Annotated in this window: 22 protein-coding genes; 4 read left to right on the top strand and 18 right to left on the bottom strand. The window is 29.0% G+C overall.

Going from position 1 to position 24,425, the window contains the following annotated elements; genetic code table 11:
• Positions 1–109 precede the first annotated feature (109 nt).
• The 3 genes from Q0733_RS02430 (at position 110) to Q0733_RS02420 (ending at position 2,736) form a co-directional block, all read left to right on the top strand.
• Positions 110–1,345 (top strand): DEAD/DEAH box helicase, encoded by a 1,236-nt coding sequence (locus Q0733_RS02430; RefSeq protein WP_298778528.1) that lies wholly within the window; start codon positions 110–112, stop codon positions 1,343–1,345.
• 72 nt (positions 1,346–1,417) lie between these two features.
• Positions 1,418–2,320 (top strand): neutral zinc metallopeptidase, encoded by a 903-nt coding sequence (locus Q0733_RS02425; RefSeq protein WP_298778526.1) that lies wholly within the window; start codon positions 1,418–1,420, stop codon positions 2,318–2,320.
• A gap of 62 nt (positions 2,321–2,382) precedes the next feature.
• On the top strand, positions 2,383–2,736 hold the full coding sequence (locus tag Q0733_RS02420; protein WP_298778524.1) for a hypothetical protein: 354 nt from the start codon (positions 2,383–2,385) through the stop codon (positions 2,734–2,736).
• Positions 2,737–2,779: 43 nt separating this feature from the next.
• Here the strand turns inward: Q0733_RS02420 and Q0733_RS02415 are convergent, their stop codons facing one another.
• The 8 genes from Q0733_RS02415 to Q0733_RS02380 all read right to left on the bottom strand — a co-directional run bounded on the left by Q0733_RS02415 (position 2,780) and on the right by Q0733_RS02380 (position 10,389).
• Complete coding sequence (locus Q0733_RS02415; RefSeq protein WP_298778522.1) at positions 2,780–3,964, bottom strand: glycosyltransferase family 4 protein; 1,185 nt, start codon at positions 3,962–3,964, stop codon at positions 2,780–2,782.
• Positions 3,965–4,453: 489 nt separating this feature from the next.
• Positions 4,454–5,179 carry a LytTR family DNA-binding domain-containing protein gene (locus Q0733_RS02410; protein ID WP_298778519.1) on the bottom strand — a complete coding sequence of 242 codons (726 nt, stop codon included), beginning with the start codon at positions 5,177–5,179 and terminating at the stop codon, positions 4,454–4,456.
• 9 nt (positions 5,180–5,188) lie between these two features.
• Positions 5,189–5,506, bottom strand: coding sequence for an Hpt domain-containing protein (locus Q0733_RS02405; protein ID WP_298778516.1), 318 nt, complete (start codon positions 5,504–5,506; stop codon positions 5,189–5,191).
• A 2-nt stretch (positions 5,507–5,508) separates the two neighbouring features.
• Positions 5,509–7,224: an ATP-binding protein gene (locus Q0733_RS02400; protein ID WP_298778514.1), complete on the bottom strand. Its 1,716-nt coding sequence runs from the start codon at positions 7,222–7,224 to the stop codon at positions 5,509–5,511.
• Entirely contained in the window at positions 7,224–7,763 is a 540-nt protein-coding gene (locus Q0733_RS02395; protein ID WP_298778511.1) for a heme NO-binding domain-containing protein, read from the bottom strand. The genes Q0733_RS02400 and Q0733_RS02395 overlap by 1 nt, the downstream gene beginning before the upstream one ends.
• Positions 7,764–7,907: 144 nt before the next feature.
• Positions 7,908–8,318 carry a response regulator gene (locus Q0733_RS02390; protein WP_298778509.1) on the bottom strand — a complete coding sequence of 137 codons (411 nt, stop codon included), beginning with the start codon at positions 8,316–8,318 and terminating at the stop codon, positions 7,908–7,910.
• Positions 8,319–8,590: 272 nt separating this feature from the next.
• On the bottom strand, positions 8,591–9,262 hold the full coding sequence (locus tag Q0733_RS02385; protein ID WP_298778507.1) for a bifunctional 4-hydroxy-2-oxoglutarate aldolase/2-dehydro-3-deoxy-phosphogluconate aldolase: 672 nt from the start codon (positions 9,260–9,262) through the stop codon (positions 8,591–8,593).
• Positions 9,263–9,342: 80 nt separating this feature from the next.
• Entirely contained in the window at positions 9,343–10,389 is a 1,047-nt protein-coding gene (locus tag Q0733_RS02380; RefSeq protein ID WP_298778503.1) for a sugar kinase, read from the bottom strand.
• Between the two features lie 150 nt (positions 10,390–10,539).
• On the opposite strand from Q0733_RS02380, the gene Q0733_RS02375 reads away from it, so the two are divergent.
• A complete protein-coding gene (locus tag Q0733_RS02375) occupies positions 10,540–11,571 on the top strand; it encodes a LacI family DNA-binding transcriptional regulator (RefSeq protein WP_298778502.1) in 1,032 nt (343 codons plus the stop codon).
• Between the two features lie 5 nt (positions 11,572–11,576).
• On the opposite strand, the gene Q0733_RS02370 is transcribed toward Q0733_RS02375, so the two are convergent.
• The 10 genes from Q0733_RS02370 to Q0733_RS02325 all read right to left on the bottom strand — a co-directional run bounded on the left by Q0733_RS02370 (position 11,577) and on the right by Q0733_RS02325 (position 24,418).
• The gene (locus tag Q0733_RS02370; protein WP_298778500.1) at positions 11,577–12,419 is read right to left on the bottom strand and encodes a DMT family transporter; all 843 of its coding nucleotides are present in this window, start codon (positions 12,417–12,419) and stop codon (positions 11,577–11,579) included.
• An 89-nt stretch (positions 12,420–12,508) separates the two neighbouring features.
• A complete protein-coding gene (locus Q0733_RS02365; protein WP_298778498.1) occupies positions 12,509–13,273 on the bottom strand; it encodes an SDR family NAD(P)-dependent oxidoreductase in 765 nt (254 codons plus the stop codon).
• 51 nt (positions 13,274–13,324) lie between these two features.
• Complete coding sequence (locus Q0733_RS02360) at positions 13,325–14,611, bottom strand: MFS transporter (RefSeq protein WP_298778495.1); 1,287 nt, start codon at positions 14,609–14,611, stop codon at positions 13,325–13,327.
• 17 nt (positions 14,612–14,628) lie between these two features.
• Complete coding sequence (locus tag Q0733_RS02355) at positions 14,629–15,336, bottom strand: FadR/GntR family transcriptional regulator (protein ID WP_298778492.1); 708 nt, start codon at positions 15,334–15,336, stop codon at positions 14,629–14,631.
• A 57-nt stretch (positions 15,337–15,393) separates the two neighbouring features.
• A complete protein-coding gene (locus Q0733_RS02350; RefSeq protein WP_298778489.1) occupies positions 15,394–16,335 on the bottom strand; it encodes a polysaccharide lyase family 7 protein in 942 nt (313 codons plus the stop codon).
• A gap of 6 nt (positions 16,336–16,341) precedes the next feature.
• Positions 16,342–18,093, bottom strand: a complete 1,752-nt coding sequence (locus Q0733_RS02345) for a PKD domain-containing protein (protein WP_298778486.1) — start codon at positions 18,091–18,093, stop codon at positions 16,342–16,344.
• Positions 18,094–18,128: 35 nt separating this feature from the next.
• Positions 18,129–19,091 (bottom strand): PKD domain-containing protein, encoded by a 963-nt coding sequence (locus Q0733_RS02340; RefSeq protein WP_298778484.1) that lies wholly within the window; start codon positions 19,089–19,091, stop codon positions 18,129–18,131.
• A 22-nt stretch (positions 19,092–19,113) separates the two neighbouring features.
• The gene (locus Q0733_RS02335) at positions 19,114–20,559 is read right to left on the bottom strand and encodes a RagB/SusD family nutrient uptake outer membrane protein (protein WP_298778482.1); all 1,446 of its coding nucleotides are present in this window, start codon (positions 20,557–20,559) and stop codon (positions 19,114–19,116) included.
• An 18-nt stretch (positions 20,560–20,577) separates the two neighbouring features.
• The gene (locus Q0733_RS02330; protein ID WP_298778480.1) at positions 20,578–23,679 is read right to left on the bottom strand and encodes a TonB-dependent receptor; all 3,102 of its coding nucleotides are present in this window, start codon (positions 23,677–23,679) and stop codon (positions 20,578–20,580) included.
• A gap of 361 nt (positions 23,680–24,040) precedes the next feature.
• Complete coding sequence (locus tag Q0733_RS02325) at positions 24,041–24,418, bottom strand: cupin domain-containing protein (RefSeq protein WP_298778476.1); 378 nt, start codon at positions 24,416–24,418, stop codon at positions 24,041–24,043.
• Positions 24,419–24,425: the final 7 nt, after the last annotated feature.

Here is a 24,425-nt window from a genome sequence, read left to right as displayed (position 1 = left end):
TCTTATAAAATTTTTAAAATCTCAAGTGTAAACTTGAGATTTTTTTTATGCAAATGAAAACACAATCAGCTTCATCACTTTTAAACTATCTTTGCAAAAAAAAACAATAATGCAGTTTTCAGAATTACCATTAGATAAATCAATTTTAAAAGCAGTAAAAGAAGAACGATTTCACACACCAACTTTAGTACAAGAGAAAGCGATTCCTGTTATTTTAGAAAATAAAAATGTTATTGTTGCTGCACAAACTGGTACTGGAAAAACAGCTGCATTTGCATTGCCAATTACCCAACTTTTGCTGGATAAGGAAGGTTCCGAGAAGAAAAGTAAAAAAATTAAAGCTTTAGTAATTACTCCAACTCGCGAATTGGCAATTCAGATTGAAGAAAACTTTAAAAGCTTTACAAAGTATACAGATTTAGAAACTACTGCTGTTTTTGGTGGTGTTTCTTTAGAACCTCAAAAAGAGATTTTAAAAAAAGGAATTGATATTTTAGTAGCAACACCTGGAAGGTTAATTGACTTAGAAATACAAGGTTTTGTTGATCTTAGTTTTTTACAAATATTTGTTTTAGATGAAGCAGATTTAATGCTAGACATGGGTTTTATAAACGATGTTAAGAAAATAGAAAAATTATGTCCTGCTAAAAAACAGACCTTACTTTTTTCTGCAACCATGCCTGATAAAATAGTTGCATTAGCAAAATCTACATTAAAAAATCCTGTAAAAATTGAAATAAACCCTGAAGAAACTACTGCTAAAAATATTGGACAATTAGTTTATAAACTCCCAAAAAAGAATAAGACCGATTTATGTTTGCATTTATTACGCAACACCATTAATGGTAGAATTCTAATTTTTAGACGCACAAAATTTGGTGTAGATAAATTAGAACAAACACTTATCAAAAATAATTACAATGTATTTAGTATTCATGGTGATAAAACTCAAATTATTAGAAATAAAGCCATACATAACTTTAAAAGCAAAAAAGACAGCATTTTAATTGCAACGGATGTTGCTGCTCGAGGAATTGATATTAGCAATGTAGATGCAATTATTAATTTTGATATACCAAACGTACCAGAAACTTACATTCATAGAATTGGTAGAACTGGTAGAGCTGGTAAATCCGGAATTGCCTTTTCTTTTTGTAGTCCAGATGAAGATGTGTATCTATTTAAAATTGAAGAAATTTTAGAAACTACCATTAAAGTAATTACAGATCATCCTTATCCTTTAACACAACCAAAAAAAGTAAAAATTCAGCCAAACACCATTAGCAAACACAAAAAAGGAAGAAAATCTGAAGCTTCTAAAAAGAATAAAAAACGTTGGTATTAATTTTTAGTTTATCATTTTTTTAAAATTGTTAAATTAGTAGTACTTTTAAAAACTAACAAAAAATCTAAGTAAATGAAATGGCAAGGTAGGCGTAAAAGTTCTAATGTTGATGATAGAAGAGGTGCTAGTTCTGGTAGAAACTTTACTGGTATTGGCGGAAGTAGTTTAGGCAAACTATTAATTCCTTTACTTTTAAAAGTGATTACAACCAAAAAAGGATTGATAATTGTTGCTATTGTTTTAGGAGTAATGTATTTTACTGGTAATAATCCTCTTCAATTATTAACTGGAGGTTCATCAAATCAAATTACAAATTCATCTACTTATAAAGGAACTGCCGAAGAAAATGAATTGGCAGAGTTTAGCTCAACAATTTTAGCTAACACAGAAGATATTTGGAATCAACTTTTAAAAGGATATAAAGAACCAAAATTGGTGCTTTTTACAAATTCAGTTACTTCTGCTTGTGGTTCTGCATCTAGTGCTACAGGTCCTTTTTATTGTCCTGGAGATCAAACTTTATATATCGATTTAAGTTTTTTTAAAGAAATGGAAACCAGGCTAAATGCTCCTGGAGATTTTGCTCAAGCTTATGTAATTGCTCATGAAGTAGGTCATCATATTCAAAAGTTAATGGGTACCACCGATAAATTAAATCGTTTACGAAGGCAAGTAAGTAAAACCGAATATAATAGATATTCAGTGATGTTAGAATTACAAGCAGATTTTTATGCTGGTGTTTGGGCTCATCATTCTCAAAAAATGACTAAGATCATGGAAAAAGGGGATTTACAAGAAGCATTAAATGCAGCAAACGCAATTGGTGATGATCGTTTACAAAAAAAGTCTACGGGTAGAGTTGTACCTGACTCTTTTACACATGGAACTTCTGCTCAAAGAATGCGATGGTTTACAAAAGGTTTTGAGACTGGTGATTTTAGTCAGGGAGACACTTTTAATGCTAAATCTCTTTAATATTTAAACACTTTTTTTATAAATTCTTTAGTTAGTAAATACAAAGCATATTAATATATTTAATGAAAATTGAAGATTTAGTAGGAAAATTCTCAATAATTGGGAGTAATCAAAACAATGATGTCAACACCTATAAAGGTGAATTAGAATTCTCTTTAAATAAAGATCAAAGAATATTTGCTAAGTGGATAATAAACAAAAGTCAACCACAATTTGGAGTTGGTTTTTTTAAAAATAATATTTTAGTCATTAATTTTACTTATCAAGGAGATGAAAACACAACCTATAAAGGTGTTGTTGTATATAAATGCTTAACTAAAGATATTTTGGAAGGTTTTTGGTCTGAAGAATTTGGAGATCCAAAATTTTTAGGAACTGAAAACTGTTTTAGAATAAAAGACGAATTAGTAAATTAAAAAAGGTTTCTTTCTATTTAAGAGTTATATTATTAAATATAAATTAAGAAACTAATTCGTTAAGATTAAAAATTGTATCTTTTTTATTATTAGCAGTATCTGGTAAATCAATTACTTTTGATTTAGATTTTAAATTTTTGAATAATACATCGAGTTTTAAATTATCAATTACTGTTACTGTTAAAAGCCAAATTATCCCAAGTATAACTACTTGCTTAATAATTGCTAATTCTTTAAAAACAAAAGTACTAAGAACCATTAGAATTGTATAAGCACAAACTATTAATGAAATTTCGGCATGCTTAAATCCCTTACTTAATAAAACATGATGTAAATGATTTTTATCTGCTTTAAAAGGACTTACACCAGCTTTTAATCTAATATAAAATATACGCATTGTATCTATTAAAGGAAAACTAAAAAGGGCTAAAAAACAAATTAAAGATTTTGAATTAGCAAACATCGTTATTTCAGATATATCAGTAGAAATAAAATTAATTGCCTGATATGCTAGAACAAAACCTATTGTCATTGATCCTGTATCTCCCATAAATATTTTATTTTTCTTTGAGAAATTATAAATAAGAAAAGGAATAATAGCTCCTATTAATATTACACTTAAAACAAACATAAAATAATTTCGTGTAAGGTAAAAAAGACTACCAAAAAACAATGAAATAACAATTGCAAAACAGCCTGCTAAACCATCAACTCCGTCTATTAAATTATATGCATTGATTAGAACAACAAAAAATATAATTGTTACAATTACAGAAATAAAATAAGGAAATTCATAAATACCAAATAAACCTTGTAAGCCCTCTATTTTAACATTTGTAATTAATATAAAATATGATGCAGCTATTACTTGAAAAACAATCTTACTTTTAGCGCTAATAGTAATTAAATCATCTACCAAACCTACAAAAAACATTATAGTTAAAGAACCTAAAAAAATTAATAATTTATAATTACCTAAATAGTTTCCTAAAAATGTTATCGTTAAGTTTAAAGCTAAAAAAATCCCTATTCCTCCTAAACTTGGTGTTTTATTAACATGAATACTTCTATTATTTATTTGTGGCAGCAAACCTTTTAAATTAGAAACTTTTATTACAATAGGATGCGATAAATATGAAATTATCATTGCAACTAAAAAAGCTACAAATACAAAAATTAAACCTTGCTCTACATTAAAACTAATTGAACTGTTAAAGATATTTATCATAATCATTATAATTAATTGATTACTAATTTATCTTCATTTAAAGTGTTTTAATATAAAAATTAGATAATTGCCTTATTACTTTTGACCAATGTCATTCGTCTATAAACTTATTCTTATATTTTATAGTTAAACAGTAGTTATTTAAGTAAAAACTAATTCCGAAGAGAGTAATGAATATTAAAAATGATTCTTGAAATTATATTTATTTATCAAAAAATGAATGTTAAATAAAAAAACTCAAGATATTATCTTGAGTTTAAAAAAATAGAAATTACTTTATGAGGAACTATTTAAGATATATATTTATTAAAATTTTAAATTAGAAGCCCAATAGCTTTTTTTAAAACTTATATTTTTTGATGATTATTTGAGTATTAAAAAAACTTGTTTTGATACCACAAATTTAAGTAAAATAAGGTTTTTAGAATTTCTAAATCGACAAGAGAAATACTTTGTTAAGATAATTAGTATATAAGTACTGCTAAATGGTTATAAAAGATTTAATCTTCTTTTTAACTCATTTCTATTAACCCTACTTACCGGAATTACATCTTTGTTGATAAGAACACTATTATCTTCAATGTCAATAATTTTTTTAATATTTATAACATAAGACCTATGTACTTTTAAAAACATTTCATGAGGCAGTTTCTCTTCAATCTTTTTTAAAGAACTATGTACAATATAATTTTTATTCTCTGTAATTATCTTAATATAATCTCCTTTTGCTTCTATAACACAAATACTAGATAAATCAATTTTCACCAACCTTCTATCAATATTTACATATAATGTATCATCAGTTTCATTGGCTTTAACCTTAGGTTCGTTTTTTATTTTTGTCCGTGTTACATCTTCTACTAAATTAATTGTTTTTACCTTTTCTATAGCTTTTTCAAATCGATTTAACTCTATAGGTTTCAATAAATAATCAACTACAATTTTATATTCAAAAGCTTCAAGTGCAAAATTTCTATCAGATGTTGTTAAAACTACTTTTGGTGGATTCTTTAAACTTTCAATAAAATCGAAACCTGTAAAATCTGGCATATGAATATCTAAAAAAATCACATCAACTACATTTTTATTAAGATATTTTAAGGCTTGCAATGCATTTTCAAAATCTGCTACAATATCTAAATTTGGCACATTTATAGCAACTTGTTTTAAAATCAATCTTGCCGATAATTCGTCGTCTACTATTATACCTTTCATATTATTAATTTATAACTTTTGTAAAAACTTTAGCATAATTGGTAATATACTTTCAAAATATTCTTTGTTTTTAAAATCGCCTTTTTTTATGCTTTTTTCAAAAACATTTGTTATCTCATAGCTTTTTTCTAAACCTAATATACTCATTTTGTGCTTAATTCTGTGTATATAGAATTTTGCTTTTTCAAAATTATTTTCTTGTAAAAACTTATAATAATTATCTATTTCTCCCGATAATTCTTCATTTATAATTTCTAATAAAGTTTGTTCAAATTCAATTTCTCCTTTAGATATTTTTTTTATATATGATAAATTAGGTTGTTCCATTTTTATTTTTTTATAGTAAAATAAAAAGTGGTTTCTTTATTTATTTCAGACTCTAACCAAACTTCTCCTTTATAAATATCAACAATTTTTTTTACGATAGATAATCCAATTCCAGATGATTTTTTTGATTTTTTTAATGACTGAAATATTTTAAAAATCTTATTAAAATGCTTTTTCTGAATACCTATACCATTATCTTTTACAGAAAACTTGTAAAAAGTTTTATGATCTTCAACATCAATATTTATAATTCCCTTTTCTTTATTATTAAATTTTATAGCGTTACTAATTAAATTTTGAAATAACTGCTGAAACTTTGTTTTATCACCATAAAAAGTTGGTAATTTATTTAAAATATTAATTGAAATATTTTTAGGAATATATAAAACATGAATCAAGTCTTTGATTAAAACATTAAAATCAATTTCTTGATTTTCATTTCCAATTGTATCTAATCTAGAATATTTTAAAACATCAGAAATTAAATTATCCATTGTTTTAAGAGTTATATCTATGTCTTCAAAATTTTGAAGACTTGCTTGATCAAACTTCTCTAAATTATCGGTTTTAATCCAATAAGTTAATGCAGCTAAACTTCTTAATGGCGATTTTAAATCATGAGAAACTATATGTGCATATTCTTTTAATTCTTCATTACTTTTTTCTAGTTTTTTAAGCAGTTCCGTATTTTTAATTTCCACTCTATTTCTTTCTCTAATATTAATTGCACTTTTTAATTGAATAGCTACTAAATTTGCCATATTTTCAATAGTTACTTTTTGCTCTTTAGTGAAGTAATTTTTCTCTTTATGTTCAGAATCTATTACTGCTATTACTTTGCCTTCACTAATAATTGGTACTGTAATTTCAGATAATCTAATATCATCATCAATTATGTATCTTTTATCTTTTGAAGTGTTTTTTATAATTTCAGACTTACCAGTTTGTGCTACATAACCTACAATTCCTTCTCCTATTGGAATTCTAATTTTATTTATTATTTTTTTATCAGAACTTGCTTTGTTTTTATAAGCTGCAATTTGCTCTAAAGTATTAGTCTCGTAATCTACCAAATAGATTACACAATCATTAGTTGCTAAATAATTAACAATACTATTGGTGATTTCCCAAGCAATTTCATAAATATCTTCTTTTCCAAGAATAGATTTTACAATATCAATGGTCATATCAATGATTAATCTTTTTTCTCTTTGTACAGTTACATCCCTTATAATTCCCTGAACTGCAATTGCTTTATTATTTTCATCATAAACAACACTCGCATTTATCTGCACCCATTTTATTTGGTTTGTTTTTGTTACAATTCTTGAGCTGAAATTAGAAAAACTACCTTTATTTAATAATTCTCTAAATGATTGCCTTGCATAAGTTAAATCTTCTTGATAAATTAAATTAGTAGCATTTAAATTTTTAATATTTTGATAACCAAATAAACCTATAGCATTATCATTAATTTTAAGTACGTTGCCATTAATATCAATAACAATATATGCATCATTTATATTTTGAAAAATTCCTTTTAGCTGTATTGTTTTTTCACTTAGAAGATTTTCTAATTGATCGTTTGCTCTTTTTAATTCTTTAGAAATATTATAGAGTTCTAAAGATTTTTCTTCTAGAATTTTTTCAGCTGCTTTTCTAGCACCTTTTTGACGCTCAACAGCCCTAAGTAATATGTCAATTTTTTCTTGACTCACTAATTTTTATTAATTACAAACCTTACTTCAGTACCATCTTTTTTAATCTTTTCTAAAACAATTGTTGCTTTAGCATTAAAATATTCAAACGTTTTATTCATTAACCCTAAGCCAAAATGATGCATGGCTCTATTAGATTTATAAAGCATTATTAACGATGTTTCTGTTTTGCTTTCTACAATAAAAACAGGCAATTCTGCGTCTGGATATATTTTTCTTACTTCTACATGAATATGATTTTCAATTGATGCTAACATCTCTATTGGGTCATTATAGGTTGATAAAAGGCCTGGGTAACTTACTTTAATTACTTCAAAAAAATGTTCTGCATAAACTTCTAATAAATTATCAATTGAAATACCTGTATTCTTATTTAAATTTTGAAGTAAATGTAACATTTCAGAAAACTTATAAGTACCTATTGAGGTATAAACTCCATTAGATTCTAACTTAGATTGCATTATTATTTTATCAACCATTTCGAAACCAAATTTGGTTTCAACTAAATCTAAAAATTCTGTAAAAACAATTCCCTTCATTGTTTTTTTTTTAATATTAAAAACGCATAAAAATCACTAAAACAATAACTACAAATGACTTAAGTGTAAAATACAGATCAAATGATTATACATCTAAGTTAAAAGTTTTATTTTTTTTAAAAATAGATCTAAAAAGAGTACTTCTTAAGAAGGAAAAGATTCATTCATTCTTAAATAGTTCATTAAAATATGAATCTTTTTTTCGTATTCTTCAAATCTTAATGGTTTTAAAAGGTAACCAGAAATCCCTAATTTATAACATTCAAAAATGTCATTTTTGTTATCAGAAGTAGTTAATACAATTGCAGGAATATGCTTTAAATCTTCGTTTTCTTTTAAAATTGTAAGAAATTCAATACCATTTGTATCTGGCATATTCAAATCTAAAAGAATAATGTCTGGAAGAAAAGTTTCAAGTTTATTTAAAGCATCATCTCCGTTATCTGCCAAGGTTATTTGGTAATCATCGAAACCTCCAGAAATAGCTCTCTTTAACTTAAGAACTTCTATTCTATCGTCTTCAATTAATAAGATTTTTAATTTTCTTTTAAACATTGTACACTAAATACGCATGTACAAAATTAATTTATATTTTTTTTTTTTTTTTTTTCGATGATAAAAACAACTTTTATATAGACGAAATACTATTTTTCATAGTTGAATTACTTATACTTAAAGTGTTTTAAATCAGAAAACACTCAATTACAGGTGGTTATAACATTTAAAAATAATAAAAACACATATTTAAAATGATTATAAAAGTAAAAAACTCGAAGTCTTTCAACTTCGAGTTTTACTGTTTTACAAACTAATCACTTTCTATAAAACTATTTTTTTCTTAAATCTTTAATGATTTCTATAGCTCCTTTTGTAAGTTCAGAAATCTTAGCATAATTAAAACTTCCATCAGAGTTTTTAGCCATTAATTTAGATCCCATTCCTACACAAGTTACACCTGCATTAAACCAACCTTCTAAATTTTCTTTAGTTGGAGAAACTCCACCAGTTGGCATAATACTAGTCCAAGGTTGAGGGCCTTTTATTCCTTTAACAAATTGAGGTCCATAAATATCACCAGGAAATAACTTTACTATTTCGCATCCTAATTCTTCAGCTCTTGCAATTTCTGTTAATGTTCCACAACCAGGAGACCATAAAACTTTTTTACGATTACATGCAATTGCAATATCTTCTCTTAAAACAGGAGTTACAATAAAGTTTGCTCCTAAAGCCATATATAAAGATGCTGCAGCACCATCAGTTACAGAGCCAACACCCATTACCATACCTGGTAATTCTTTAACTGCATATTTAGTTAATTCACCAAAAACTTCATGTGCGAAATCTCCTCTTGCGGTAAACTCCATTAAACGAGCTCCACCATCATAACATGCTTTTAATACTTTTTTACTAACTTCTATATCACTATGAAAAAATAAAGGTACCATACCTGTATCTTTCATTACTTGTGCAACTTCTAATCTTGAAAATTGTGCCATATTATATTTTTAATTTAAAAATTGAGTTTTCAATTAGTTAATTGAAAACTCAATTAAATTCAAATAATTATATTATTTTTTTAACGTGCAACTCTACCTGAAGCATCACCTCCCATTAACTTTTCTACTTCAGAAACTGTTACTAAGTTGGCATCACCTTTTATAGTATGTTTTAAACAAGATGCAGCAACTGCAAAGTCTAATGCATTTTGATCATCTTCTGGGTATTTTAATAATCCGTAAATTAAACCTCCCATAAATGAATCTCCACCACCAACTCTATCTACAATATCAGTAATTTGATATTGACGTGTTTGATATAATGTTTTACCATCATATAAAACTCCCGCCCAAGTGTTATGAGAAGCTGATATAGAACCTCTTAAAGTAGTTATTACCTTTTTAGCTCTTGGAAACTTTACCATCATTTGCTCACAAACTGATAAAAATGCTTCTGCTTTTACATTATGCCCCTCTGTTTGCACAGAAATTCCTTCTGGCTTAATTCCAAAATGCATTTCTGCATCTTCTTCATTACCTAAAACAATATCACAATAAGAAGTTAATTCTGTCATAATTTTTTCTCTATGCGCATCATCACAAAATTTCCAAAGCTTAGCTCTATAATTTAAATCTGTAGAAATAGTTATTCCTTTAGCACTTGCTGCTTTTAAAGCTTCTAAAGTTACATCTGCTGCTCCTTGTGAAATAGCAGGGATAATACCTGTCCAATGAAACCACTCACATCCTTCAAAAACTGAATCCCAATCAATCATACCAGATTCTATTTCAGCAATAGCAGAATGAGCTCTATCATAAACTACTTTACTTCCTCTTGATACAGCACCAGTTTCTAAAAAATAAATACCTAAACGATCTCCTCCGTAAACAATTTTATCAACACCAACACCTCTTTTACGCATCTCCATCATTGCACAAGCACCGATATCATTTTTAGGTAAACGTGTTACAAAATCTACATCAACCCCATAATTTGCTAATGAAACCGCTACGTTAGATTCTCCTCCTCCATAAACAGCATCAAAGTTATTTGCTTGTGAAAACCTTAAAAATCCTTGTGGAGCTAATCTTAACATGATTTCTCCAAATGTTACTACTTTACCCATAATTTATTATATCTTTTATTAAAATTGAATTTGGTTAAACGTTTAAGCAGTTGTTAAAATAAAAATCAAAACGTATAATAAGCTTATTTGTTTTGACTTTAATGATTAAACTGTATATTTGTTTAAACGTTTAAGCAAATATATAAAAATTTGACAAATAAAAAGAAAACTACCATAAAAGATATTGCAAACGTGTTAAATATTTCTGCAGCAGCCGTTTCAAAAGCCTTACATAATGATTCTAGAATTAGTGATAAGACTAAAAAAGCTGTAAAACAAGTAGCAGAAAACTTAAATTATCAACCAAATCACCTAGCAAGTGCGCTTAGAAGTGGTAAAAGTAAGTTGGTTGGTGTTATTGTACCCAAAACAAATAGCAATTTTTTTTCATCAGCAATTCACAATATAGAAGAAGTTTTAAATGAAAAAGGTTATAATGTTATTATAACTCAATCTAACGAATCTTATGAAAAAGAATGTAAAAATATTGATACCTTATTATATACTCAAGTTGATGGAATTATAGCTTCTATGGCAAATGAAACTGTTGATTTGGAATATTTTGAAAAAATAAAATCTGCAGGAATACCACTAATTACTTTTGATCGTGGAGAAAATGATTTAAATGTAGATTATATAGGTATTGATGATTATAATAGTAGTCATCTTATTGTAAATCACTTAGTAGATCAAGGCTGTAAAAGAATTGCTCATATTGGTGGTTTTAAACGTACAAGAATTTACAACAATAGAATTAAAGGTTATGTAGATGCTATTAAAAAACATAATCTTTCGTTAGACGAAGAACTTATTATAGAAAGTAATTTGACTATTGAAGATGGAAGAAAAAAAATGCTGCAATTACTAGCTTTAAAAAATAGGCCTGATGCTGTTTATGTAGCTGGAGATTATGCTGCTTTAGGCGCTCTACAAATTTTAAATGAGCAAAACATAGCCATACCAAACGAAATTGCTTTGGTTGGTTTTGGTAATGAACCTTTTACTTCTATGGTAACACCTACTATAACAAGTGTAAATCAGCATGCATATAATATAGGTAGAATTGCTGCTGAAGCTTTTTTAAATTATGCTGATAAAAATAATTTTTCTCAATCTTTAAATAAGATTATTTTAAAGGCCGAACTCTTAGTACGAGAATCTTCATTTAAAAAAGAAAAATAACTTTACTACTTCGATTGATTTTTAATATAAATATTATAAATTAAACCCAATAAAATTAAGAAAACTCCAAATAGAGTATAAAGATTATAAACTTCTTTAAACCAAGTAGCACCAATAATAATCATAAAGATAACTTCTAAATATTTCAATGGTGCAATCATACTTGTTTCATCTGATTGAAAAGCTTTGGTCATATATAATTGACCTACATAACCAAAAACACCTAAGCTAAATAGTAGCATCCATTCTAAAAAATTTGGGCTTACCCAGTTATTAATGGACATAAATCCTCCAAAAATAAAAGCGATTATCATAAAATAATTAATAATCACTAAAGGATTTTCTTTTCCTCCAATTTTGCGAATAATAACAAATATAAATCCTAAAAAAATTGCAGAACAAATAACTAACAGAAGTCCAGTAGTATCAACATCTACCCCAAAACCTTTAATTATTAAAACACCTATAAATGCGATTATAAATAACAACCATTGAATAGGTTTTACCTTTTCTTTCAAAAAAAACATTGCAAAAATAGCAGCGAAAATTGGTGAAGTATACCTTAAAGAAACTGCTGTACCAACGGCTAAATAGTTTAAGGATTGAAAAAAACAAGTTAAAGAAATTACACCTGCAATTCCTCTCAAGAGCAATAACTTTCTTTTAGTACCTAAAAAAGGGATTTTATTTTTTACAACTAAAGGGATAGTAATTGCTAAAGTACCAATTGATCTAAAAAAAACAATTTGATATACATTAAATACATTTAAATATTTTACAATTGCATTCATAACTGCAAAAGCAATTACACTAAAAATCATATAAAAAATTGCTTTATTTTTTTTCATAAAAAGGTAGGATTAAAATAATAAAAATAAAAGCCGTTTTGAAAATTTCAAAACGACTTTTAATCAAATTCAAAAAAAATATTATTTTCTTAAATACCTAAAGCTTGTCCACCACCAACTTGGATAGTTTCTGCTGTTAAGAAAGCAGAATCTTTACCAGCTAAGAAAGAAACAACACCAGCAACATCTTCAGGTTGACCTAATCTACCTAACATAATATTGTTTGCCCAAGAAGCAAAAACTTCTGGTTTAGTAGATTTAATTTGTGCGTGAAATGGAGTATCAATAGTTCCTGGAGATACTGCATTAACTCTAATACCATACTCAGCTAAATCTTTAGCTAGAGCTCTTGTAATTGCATGTACACCTGCTTTAGATGTTCCATAGATACCAGCACCTGGTCCACCTGCATTCCATCCTGCATTAGATGTATAGTTAATTATTGAAGCATAATCACTTTTCTTTAAATAAGGAATAGCTGCTCTTGAAGCAAAAAATGCAGAATCAAGATTTAATGCCATTACAAATCTGTAAAAATCAGTTGTCATTTCTTCAAAACGAGATCTACCACCTAAACCTCCAGCATTGTTTACAAGTACATCAATTTTACCGTACTTCTCTCCAATTTTATTAATGTTTGCTGTTACTTCTTCTTCTTTTGTAACATCAAAACCATAGTACTCAGCAGTAATTCCTTCTGCCGTAAGTTCAGCAACTCTACTTGCACCTTCTTCATCTTGAATACCATTTAAAATTACGGTAAAACCATCATTACCTAATCTTTTTGCTACTTCAAAACCTATACCACCAGTAGCTCCTGTAATTACAGCTACCTTTCCTTCTAATTTACTCATATTATATTAATTTAATTTTTGTTGTTTTATTTAATTTATAGAAATTATTATTTAATCTGCTATTTTTCTTACAGGTCCTATCTGTTTTATTAAAATATAAATAGCTAAAACTCCTAAAATAACAGAAACAGTTATAGCTATAAATGCAGGAGTGTAAGAACCTTCTGATGTTATAGTACCTATAAACCAATTCATAATCATTGGAGAAACTGCTGCAACTGTACCAGCTAAACCAGCAAGAGTACCTACAGATGGGCCTCTAAATAAATCACTAGATATTGTTTGTACATTTCCAATAGCAAACTGAAACCCAAAAAGGACTAAACCTGCTAAATAAATAAATGTCATAAAATTATCTTCACCTACAAAAAGTATGATACATACAAAACCAATAAAAACAAGTAATCCTCCAGTAGATATTGTTAATTTTCTAGCAGAATCAACAGATTTTGTTTTCATTAAAAAACCAGAAAACCATCCTCCTACAATACTACCAGCAGCAGCCATTAAATATGATATCCACATAGTGGCTGCAATTTCTTCAATACTTAAACCAAATGTTTTATTTAAATAAATTGGCATCCAACCTGCAAAAAACCACCAAATAGGTTCCATAAAAAATCTACATAATAGTACTCCCCAAGATTCTTTATAGCTTAATATTTTGCCTACACTTAATCCTTTCACTTTCTTACCATTTACTAATTCGTCTTTTTCAATCTTATCAGCGAGTATTAAATCCCTTTCTTCTTGAGTAACCCAAGGGTGTTTTTCTGGTGTAGATTTATTTAAGAACAACCAAGGAATTACCCATAATACACCAACTGAACCTAATATAATATATGTAGACTTCCAACCGAAACTTGAATATAACCATACAATTATAAATGGAGCAATTACATTTCCAATAGATGCTCCAGAATTAAAAATACCTTGCGCTATAGCTCTTTCTTTGATAGGAAACCATTCACCATTACTTTTTACAGCTCCTGGCCAATTACCTGCTTCACCTAAACCTAAAAGCCCCCTTACAATAGACAAAGAAACTAAACCTGCAGTAAAAGCGTGAAGAGCAGAAGCTACAGACCAAACTATAATAGAAACTGTAAACCCTAACCTTGTACCAATTTGATCATATAATTTTCCTGAAAGAAATTTTCCTGCCGCATAAGCTGCCATAAAGACATTTAACATAATAGCATAATCTGTATTATCCATGCCAAGATCTTTTCCCATTTCTGGCCATAATAAAGCAAAAGCTGTTCTATCAATATAATTTATTACAGTTGCAATAAATATGAGAGCTATAATCCACCATCGTAATCCTTTTAATTTCATCTTAAATAGTTTTTTATTTATTCGTTTAAGTTATAGCAATAAATGTAAAGCTCTTTAAAGTGCTCTTTCATCTTTTGCTTTGCTAATTTTGGGTTTTGTTCTTTAATTGCATCAAAAATTGCTTGATGATCAGCTATACCTCTTTGAGCTAAGCCTGCATCGCAAACATGATATTCTTTAAAATTTGTAATTATTTCTGGAGTGATTATCAACATAAAAGTATTCATAGAACTATTACCACTTGCTTTTGCAATAGCTAAATGAAATAATAAATCTTCTTGAACTGCATCTTCTCCATTTAAAACTTTTTCTTTATAAGCGTCTAATGCTGCTTTTAATTTTATTAAATCTTCTTCTGTTCTTCTTAAAGCTGCAAGTCTTGCAGTTTTTAATTCTAGTAAAATTCTTGTTTCTACTAACGATTTAAAATCTGGTTCATCTAATCTTAAAATATCATCAATCATTCCGTTCATGGCAATGACACCAATGTTGGCAACAAAAGTTCCACTTTGTGGTATCGATTTTAAAATACCATAAAATTCTAACTTTTGTATTGCTTCTCTTACATTACTCCTAGAAACACCAAACTTTTCAGAAAGCATTCTTTCTGAAGGGAGTTTATCACCAGGTTCTAAATTCTTAAAGTTTATTAAATCTTTAATCTTAGATAAAATATCTTTTTGAATATTAAAATTTTCTGATTTGGTTAATATTTCTAATTTCATAATCTTTTGAAAAACTTTTTGTCTATAAGAAAATCAAATAAACAAAATAAATTTATATTAATGACTAACTTCTAATTCATAAAATCTAACTTTTGAAAAAGATCCTTTATCTCTAGATTGAAAATAATTTCCTGCTTTAAAGTAATTTTCAAAAATCCCCCATTTTCTCATGTGTATATCCTCATACACTTTGTACTCATTTTTATTTAAAATAATAACCATTTTTCCTTTAGATACTTTTACTTCTAAAGTAAATTTTTTAAAACCAACTTCTTGTTCAAAGTTAAAACCTTTATCATTACCCCAAGCATCTTCATGCAACATTTCTTCATAAGTGGCATTTAGGTTTTTAAGAACTTTTGTTTTGATTCTTATTTTTCCTTTATCCCAATATATCTTTAGAATTGGTGGTGCATTATTATCATCTTCTCCTATTAAATCTCGTTGTTCATCTGTTAATCTTCCATGGATTTGCATGATTATAGTTCTATGGTATTTCCCTTTAGAATCTTTAGATGAGGCGTCCATTGCTATTTTAGCTCTCATATAACCACCGTCTTCAAACGTCCAATTCTTTTTATTACTTCCAGGAACCATTTGCTCTCTTAACTCAGATCGTGTATATTTTGTATTTCTTGTTTTAGAGTTAGTTGGCATTGCATGAAATACAATAGCTCCCCTAGTAGAATCAATATACATATAAGGTTTTGCTATTTCGTTTTTAGCAAAATCTAATATTTCTGGTGGCTCAATATTATAAGGCTTTCCTTTTTCGTTTGCAACAGGTAGAGTTACTTTCCAATGACTTAAATCTATTTTAGGAAGTTTAACTTTTTTCTTCTTTTTTTTCCTTTTCTTTTTTTTCTTCTTTTTATCTTTTTTTGTAAGATTAACTATTTCTTTAGAAATACTATCGGTCTTTGTTTGACCGATAGTATCAATAGATACAGATAATGTTACTGCTAAAAAAAGAATTAAAGTTTTAAAACAATACCTCATAATAATTTAATCTGCTGGATAAATTTTAACATTATCTATATAAGCATCTTTATCATTAAACGTGTAAAAGAAAATTGCAACCTCTCCTACAGCATTAGATCTAAATGTTTCTTTAACTACTGTTCCTCCTGAACAAGAATTATCACCAAATTTACCATTAGCTACGGTTCCAATATGTTTTATCAATGGGTTACTTTCTAAAGCAACATCACTATCTTCAAAATGACCATTTAAAATTAAACCAACAACTCTGTTATCATCAGAACCTCCTGTTCTTATTGCATATTCATATTCAAAAACATAATCTGTATTTGGACTTAATGTAACCGCTTGATATGCGTATCTTGTGTTACCAGATACAGGTGAACCATCTATATTTGAAGCACCTTGACTACTTGACCATTTTGCACCTCTTGTTTTTGATGTAGTTGCAGTACCATCATAATCTGTACATGAACCATCAGAACTACGCCCAAAAGGATCACTCTTACCTGATGCTGGATTTGCAATTTTCCAAGCATCTGACATTGAAGAGTCATTTAAATTAAAATCTCCATGGTTAATTACAGGATTGATTGGGCCAGTTGGAACTACTCCTACTGTCACATCTTGTGAAACTGAAGTGGTTTTACCTAAACTATTTGTTGTTGTTAATGTTACAGTATAAGTAGCTTCAACACCACCATCTGTATAGACATAGGTAGGACTAGCTTCCGTTGATGTTCCAGAACCATCTCCAAAATCCCAACTGTAACTGGTTGCTAATTCTGAAGCATCTGTAAACGTTACTGAATAATCAGTATCATCTTCATCAAAAGTAAAACTAGGAGTAGAAAGAGATTCTCTATACAAATAAACATTATCTATATTAAGTGTTGCCTCATCACTTGCTGTACCATTTGTTCCTAATTCAAATACTATATCATCAATAGTTGTAATACCTTCAGCCGCTAAATCAATATCAAAAGCTGTCCATTCATCACTTACTAAATCTTGTTCAAAAGTTTTACCTCCTAAAGATATTTTAACTTTATCTACACCTATATTATGAATAGAATGAAGATCTATATGAAGACTATCAGCACTTTGACCCGCTCCATAAGCATCTGCAACAACAATACTGCTATCAAAAGTAATAGATGCTGTTGTAGTGCCACGTAATCTAGAATATTGAATAACATTGTTTAATCCATCTCCAACTTCTACAAGACTATATTGAGCAGTACCTGCTTCAAAGTCAGAATCTACTGCTGTTGAATAAGCTGTAAAAACATCATCAATCTCTGTACCATCACTAAATATAGATAATACATCTAAATCAGCTACAGCTGGTGATGTTGGTGCAGTTGTTAAAGTTGTTGGTGTATGTGTAATTTCTATAACTTCTGATTTTACATCACTATCTGAAGTTTGTCCATTTGATTTACCAACTACAGAAATTGTATAATCTACTGTTTCTAATTCATTAGGGTAATCATAAGTAACCGATCCATTTTGTTCCGATATAGTTAATACATCTTCGGTACTTGTATCATCTCCAAAATCTACTTCATATGAATCTGCACCAACAGATAATGGTGTTACAGTAACTACTGTACCATCTCCACTAATAACAGCTTCAAAACTAGACAACACAACTTTAGTAATACCTGTACCAGTAGTTGTTGTAGGTCTAAAATCATTATCATCATTGACACAACCGACCATAAGAACCGCCAATAACAAAGCTTTTACTCCTTTATTTAATAAATTCATCATATTTTATTTTTTATTTGTTATATATCAAGTAAAAACTAGTTTACTGGATAAACTTTAACGTTATCAACATACGCATCAACAGGAGTTGAAGCTGAAATCCATATAGATGCCTCACCAGATGCTGGCGCAACGAACTCTACATAAAGTTTATTAAAAACTCCTTTACCATCAACAACTGTACCTTCTGCTCTACCCAAAAGTTGTGTAGCATTTCCTTGAGAAGCAGCAAAAGCATCAGCTCCATCTGTAAAAGTACCACCTAACATTTCTGCAATAATTTTTCTACCTCCTTCTGGATCTGTCGCTACATCATCTTTAATTGAATATTCTAACTCTAAAATGTATGGTTCTCCTGCAGTTATCGTTATTGCTTGATATGCAAATCTTGAAGCATTGTCTCTTGTAATAGTTCCATCAGCGGCTACATTTATTGAAGTAGCACTTGTCCATTTAGCTCCTGCTGTTTTTGTTAAACCACTAGCTTCCCCATCATAATTTGTTGGAGACCCATCAGAACTTGTATTGAATGGTGTAGTAGTACCATCTGAAAAGCTTGAAACTCTCCAATCATCAGTTCCAGCATCAAAATCTGGATTTAAAATCACTGGAGTTACTGGACCTGGCACTACATTTACATCAAAAGTACCTGTATTACTAACTCCGTTTCCATCTGTAGCAGTTAAAGTTACTTGATATACATCCTCAGCTTCTGGGAATGTATATTGTGTATTTACATCTGTAGTGGTAGATCCATCAGGAAACTCCCATAAAAAAGAAATAGCTTCTGAAGATGTATTTGTAAAATTAATTACATAAAACCCAGCAGGATCTGCTAAATAAGTAAAAGCAGCTGTAGGTGGTGTAGTATCTTCAATAGAACCTGCTTCAGGTAAATCAAAAGCAAAAAGATCCTCATCACAACTCACCAAACTACAAAGTGTAATAACACATAGCAGTATTAAATTTATTTTTAAAATATTTTTAAATAATTTTTTCATGATAGTTAAAATTTATAAATTATTAATATCCAGGGTTTTGAGTTAACAAACCGTTACTTAAGTTAATCTCACTTTGAGGTATCGGTAACAACAAATCGGTAGTTGAAAAAGTGTAACCCATTTCTGTAGCATGATCTTGTAAAACTTGAGCATCTAAACCAAACCTTTGTAAGTCAAATAAACGTTGATTTTCAAATGCTAATTCTAACCTTCTTTCTAATAATAAATCATCTTGAGTAATTAATGCATAATCATCTTCTGCACCTACTGCTCTCGCTCTAATTGCATTAAATGATGCTAAAGCACTGCCATCTGTAGTAGTATTGGCTCCTGCCATAATAGCTTCTACATGTAATAATAAAACATCTGCATATCTTAACACAATCCAGTCATTACCTGCCTTACGAGGAATAATTGAACTAAAATCTCCATCCGAAATTCCGTCAGGAAAGTACTTTCCAACTTCGTATAAATCTAAATCATTTAGAGAAACTCTGTATGAAAAATCGCTTCTTACAGTTCCTGTATCTCCAGTAAAGGCACTAACTAAATTATCATTTGGAATGTTTAAACCATCTTGTCTTCCTACGTCAGAATCAAACTCAGAAGAAAAACCTTGAGAATCATTGTCTACACCAGAAATATATCCAATAGAAAAAATAACCTCATCATTACCTGTTTCATTATAAAAAACATCATTATAATCTGCTTCTAAAATATAGGCACCAGAATTAATTATTGCTTCACACATTTGTCTTGCCCCAGTATAATTTGGAGTTGCTATAGACAAATAAGCTTTAGCTAACAATCCTTGTGCCGCAGGTTTACTTGCTCTATTTTTAGTTGTAGCAACTCCCAAATTTGTTGCTGCGTATTCTAAATCTGCTATAATAGCATCATAAATCTCTGTTGAATCATCTCTTGTGTATAATTCTTCAGAATTATTAGGACTTACAGTACTTAACACTAAAGGTACATCTCCATACAATCTGACTAAATTAAAATAAGCATAAGCTCTTAAAAACCTTAATTCTGCAGTATAAGCCGTTTGATTAGCCTCATCAGCTACATCTACATATTCTAAGATATTATTGGCTCTAAAAATCACCTCATACATACTTTGGTAATAATCTGTAGACTCACTGTTTGTTGGTTCTACAATATATCTATGAAAATCAGCCTTAGATCCTTCAATAGTAGCCGATCTTGTATTATCAGTACGGTGTTCTGTTAGTAAATATTCAAATTGAACTCCTTTATTTGTTGTAATAACACTACCTGTTGTTTCTTCTGGTATACCTTGTACAGCATCATATACTCCTAAAACACCTTGCTCTACATCTGCATCAGTGCTAAAAAATGTTGAATTTGTTACTAATGATTCTGGATCTGGGTTTAAGAATTCATCAACATCACAAGAGTATGTCAATCCTAATAGCGCAAAAGCTATAAATTTTATATATTTCATATCTGTTGTTGTTTTAAATTAAAAGTTAACATTTAAACCTATTGTTACGGTTTTATACTGAGGTGTTCCTGCTCTTTGTCCTCCAGCTGTTAAAACAGCATCAGCATTAGTGTCTGAATGTTCTGGATTGAAACCGTTATAATCTGGGTCTGTTGGTAAATACAACAAGTTTTGACCAGTAGCATATAACCTTAAAGATTCTAATTTTAATTTAGATGTTACATCTTTTGGAAAATTAAAACCAACATTAACATTACGTAAAGATATATAACCAGCACCTTGTACAATATCATTTGTTAATACTCTATCTTGTAAAAATGTTTCATGAGGAATTACATTATTGGTAACTGCTAAAGCAGCACCTTGATCAATTGTACCTCCTTGCCAATGTGTACCAAAATACTGATCTCCAACATTTCTTACTTGTGCCCCATGGCTTCCTTGTAACATAAAAGAAAAATCAACTGCTCCAAACTTAAATTCATTTGTTAATGACCAAATTAAATCTGGATAAGGATCACCAAGAACAGTTTTATCATCATCTGTAATAAGACCATCTCCATTTAAATCTTTTACAACAACTTGCTCGGAAACTCCATTTATTGGAAAGTAAGGTGTATCCCAATACTCATTTGGTAAAGGTGTAGCTTCATCTACTACATACCCATAAAATGCAGATATTGGTTGTCCTACAGCATTAATCCACTCTGTATTTCTATCGTAAGTATCTTGTAAAATTTGCCCATCAGAATCTGCTAAATTTACCAATTCATTCTTTAAAGTGGTCCCTATTAAAGTAGTAGTCCATGAAAAATTCTCATTTGAAATATTTCTTGACTTAACTTCCATTTCAAAACCTGTATTACTAACTTCTCCAATATTAACAAGACCTGAATAAAAACCTGTTACTGCTCCTACAGGGTTCTCTAATAGTAATTTACTACTATTTCTTGTATACCAATCGAATGATCCTGATATTTTATTATTAAACAAACCATAATCTAAACCAATACTTAAATCTTCATTAGCTTCCCATTGTAAACTAGGGTTAGGAAGATTAGCAGGACTAATTGCCGTAACAGAAACATTATCAACCCCATAAGTATTTGATGAAAGTAATGCTAAATATGGAAAGTATTGTGTAGATAAATTATCTCCTCCAAAGTTTTCATTTCCTGTTAAACCATAACTACCTCTTATTTTTAGTTTACTTATGAAATCAGTTTCTTCTAAGAAGGTTTCGTTATGAATATTCCACCCAACTGATACCGCTGGAAATATACCCCATTTAGAATCTACACCAAAAACCGAACTACCGTCACGTCTAACTGAAGCATTAAACAAGTATTTTTCTTTGTAAGAATAATTTAACCTTGCAAAATAACCTATTTTCCTTCTAGTTTCATTATACTCTGACCATCCAGAAATAGAAGTTGCTGCATTTAAAGTTTTTACCAAATCATTTGTATAACCTACACCTGTTGTCTGAGCATCTTCAACTCTTCTTTGTTGAACAGTTAAACCTAATAATACATTTAAATCATGATCTCCAAAACTATTATTATATGTTAATAAATTATCATTTACAATTCTAGTTTGATTTCTGTTTTGATAATTTAGTTGAGATCTAGAAGCTCCATTAGCATGATAATTAACACCATCATACCTATGTCTTCTTCTGTTCTCTAAAGTAACACCTAACTGAGTCTTGAATTTAAAATTATCATCAAACTTATATTCAAAATAAGTTTTACCAAAAATTTTAGTTTTGTATTCATAATGCTCTCTTTCTACATACTGTGCATAAGGGTTAGAATCTCCTGAAGTACGTGGTCTAGTATCAGAACCATCGCCGTCTAAATCTAACTCTATTAAATGATCTTCATAAAAATAATCACCTACTGCAACATCAGGGTAATTGTCAAAATTTACAAATTGTAAAGACTCTTCGGTATGATAAATTGGCAACCAAGGAGATTGTCTGATTGGGTTATGGATAGAAGTAGGCAATCTTCTTCTTTTAGAATAAGAAGGTGTTGCCGTAATACCAAACTTTAATTTATCGTTTATCTTTGTATCAACCTTTATATTAGCTGAATATAACTTGTAATCATCTGTAATTACAACCCCTTCATCTCCTAAGTATCTTAACGAAGCTGAAAACTTAGTACTACTATTTCCACCTCTAGCAGAAAAAGAATGACTTTCTACAGTTCCACCGTTAAAGAAAACTTCTTGCCAATCTCTATCAACACCTAAAGCATCAACTAACAACTGCATGTATTGAGTTCTTTCTGAATATTCACCTGTTTGCTCAAACTCATACGCAGCCCAATCTGCAACTGATTTTTTATACCCTTTACTGTCATGAGCTTCTTTAATACCAAAATACGTTTGGTATCCAAATTTTACTTTTCCATCCTTACCACTTTTTGTTGTAATAATGATTACACCATTTGCTCCTTCCGAACCATAAATAGCAGAAGATGCTGCATCTTTTAAAACCTCAAAAGACTCCACATCATTCATATCTATATTTGACAAAAAATCAGAATCAACTACAATACCATCAACCACCAAAGCAGGACCTGTTGATGCAGAAACTGAGCCTAATCCACGAATTTGAATACTTGGCGCCGCACCTGCCTCGGCATTTGTTGTTTGTATATTAACACCTGAAACCTGACCAATTAAAGCTTCATCAACACGAGCAACTGCTATTTGATCTAACTTCTCGTTTGTTACTTTTGATATCGCCCCTGTTACTGTAGATTTTTTCTGAGAGCCATAACCAACTACTACAATTTCATCTAAAGAAGCAACATCTTCTGTTAGACTTACATTTAATGTTTTTTGCCCATTTACAATAATTGTTTGTGATGAGTATCCTAAATAAGAAAACTGCAACACATCTCCACTTTTCACTTTTAATGAGTAATTACCATCAAAATCTGTTTGAACTCCTTTAGTAGTTTTCAAAATTCTAATTGTAACCCCGGGAAGCGGAGAATTGTCTGCCTTTGCCAAAACTACACCTTTAATGGTGTATGCATCTTGTGCATAAGCAAAAACGTTTACTAACATCAATAACAATAATGTTATTTTAAATTTTAATCTCATAATGTTGTTTTTGTTTAAAAAAATATTTTTTTTCCAATAAATATTGGAATTTAGGTTAAACAATTTCAATAAATAAAATCTTTAAAATAATAAATTAGCTACTTTACATTTTAACACCCCTCCTAAAAGAATAAAACACAACTACACTTCTACTTTAATATTTATTGATTTTATTATAAAAAAAATTGGTAAACCAATTTGGTTTACCAAATATAATTTAATTTTATTAAATAACAAGCTTTTGTTAATTAATTCATAAAATATTATAAAAAATAGAATTACTAAACTTTTGAAAAATAGATACAATTAATTTACAAATAATTGCGTATATTATAACAAATGCTTTGTAGTGATGAGTCCCCTACGACTCTTTATCTCCAAAATAAGAAACTCCATCTCCACTTAAAAAATCTTCTCTAACAGGACTAAAAGTATCAATCAACTGCCCTTCTTCTAAACAAACTGCACTATGCAATAAATTAGGCTCAATATACACACCATCTCCTGCTTCTATAATTTGTTTTACTCCATCAATTTCAAATTCAAACTTACCTGAAACACAATAAGTTGCTTGCGTATGAAAATGTTGATGTGGTGAACCTAAAGCTCCTTTTTCAAACTTTACACTAACCATCATAATTTGATTATCATAACCTAAAAATTTTCTTGATACTCCTCCTCCAAGAGCTTCCCATTCCATTTCTTTTGCAATGACATACTTTTCACTAAATCTTTTCATTTTTATA

This window comes from uncultured Polaribacter sp., assembly GCF_947500975.1.
Taxonomy (GTDB): domain Bacteria; phylum Bacteroidota; class Bacteroidia; order Flavobacteriales; family Flavobacteriaceae; genus Polaribacter.
Note: the sequence above shows the minus strand (reverse complement) of the source record. Positions and strands in the feature narration are given on the sequence as shown.